The 1,517-nt window shown below is 42.3% G+C and carries 2 protein-coding genes; both read left to right on the forward strand.

What is annotated here, in order from left to right:
* The coding region (locus PX484_RS16305; RefSeq protein WP_288104773.1) for a thiamine pyrophosphate-dependent enzyme at positions 1 to 574 on the forward strand (574 nt) is incomplete at its 5' end.
* Positions 575 to 833: 259 nt separating this feature from the next.
* The coding region (locus PX484_RS16310) for a helix-turn-helix domain-containing protein (protein ID WP_288104775.1) at positions 834 to 1,517 on the forward strand (684 nt) is incomplete at its 3' end.

A 1,517-nucleotide genomic window follows, 5' to 3' on the forward strand; every position in this document is an offset into this window, starting at 1 on the left:
CCGACGTTGGATTTCTAGCGCGGGATTGGGGACGATGGGTTTCGGTTTACCGGCTGCGATGGGGGTAAAGGTGGCTATTCCCGATGAGGAGGTCATCTGTATTAGTGGTGATTCCAGTTTCCAAATGAATCTACAGGAATTAGGCACCCTAACCCAATTTAATATTCATGCCAAGACGATTATTATTAATAATGGTTGGCAGGGTATGGTACGTCAATGGCAAGAAGCTTTCTATGGGGAACGTTATTCTAATTCCAATATGGAAGTAGGAATGCCGGATGTGGAACTGTTAGCCCAAGCTTACGGCATTAAAGGGATTACTATTCGCCATCGAGAGGAATTAGCCGCAAAAATTGCCGAAATGTTGGCCCATGATGGTCCGGTTTTGGTCAATGCGATCGTGACTAAGGACGAAAATTGTTATCCCATGGTCGCCCCCGGTCAAAGTAATGCGCGTATGATTGGTTTACCGAAAATTGTCACCAGAAGTTGTGAAATGCTCAATTGTCCCAGTTGTGGCGCGGTTAACAGTGTGAATAATAAATTCTGTCCTGAATGTGGGGCGAAATTGTAGCCAAACATTGTTAATCAATTATCTAGCCTCCGTTCAGGATAACGGAGGTTTTTCGCTTTTTCTCTACTATTTAGGGTTTGCTGAATAAATCTAAAAACCTTGTTGGATAGGAATTTTAGACTTTTTCCCCATCAAAAAGTGCCAGACCTTGGGGTGATCGGGGGGGGGAAATTTAGGGACTTTTTCCCTGAAAATTAAGTAGGTAGGCGAAAAAACTTATAAAATAGCAGAGAACCCTTTATGGAGGAGGAATAAAACCTTGCCAGCCCCTCTAAAAATTGATTTAAGTGAAGAAGAAGACAAAAACCTGCTAGAACTGCAAAAACTTGCAGGAATTCCTTATAGGGTCAAGGAGAGAGCCGAAATCATTCGACTTAGGCATTATGGATGGTCAGTGGAGAAGATAGCCCAATATAAGGGAAAATCGCCCCACACCGTGCGAGATTGCTTCCATCGTTGGAAAAAGCGAGGAATGGAAGGATTGTGGGAAAAAATGGGGAGAGGAAGAAAAAAGAAGTGGAAAGAGGATGATCTGGTTTATGTAGAAAAATGTCTAGAAGAAGATTCACGAACCTATAATGCGGCTCAATTAGCTCGAAAACTAGCAACAGAGCGAAAAGTTGTTTTGAGTCAAGATAGATTAAGGAAAATTCTCAAAGCAAGAGGATGGGTCTGGAAAAGAACAAGATATAAACAACCCAATGGTGCTGATCCTCAAGTTAAATTAGCTAAAAAAGCCGATTTAGACTGGTTGTTCTGGGCGCACAGTGCCGGAGAAATCCGTCTAAAATTTTTGGATGAATCAGGTTTTTCTCTTTGGAGTCCCGTCAGCTACACTTATGCTCGTCTTGGAGAGCAGAAAGTCTTAGAACAGACTAAAAGACGAGGAAAAAGATTAAATATTCTGGGACTTTACTCGCTGGGAGTGAGTTTTGACTATGGA

This window comes from Microcystis sp. M49636_WE2 (assembly GCF_030065375.1).
GTDB lineage: Bacteria > Cyanobacteriota > Cyanobacteriia > Cyanobacteriales > Microcystaceae > Microcystis > Microcystis aeruginosa_C.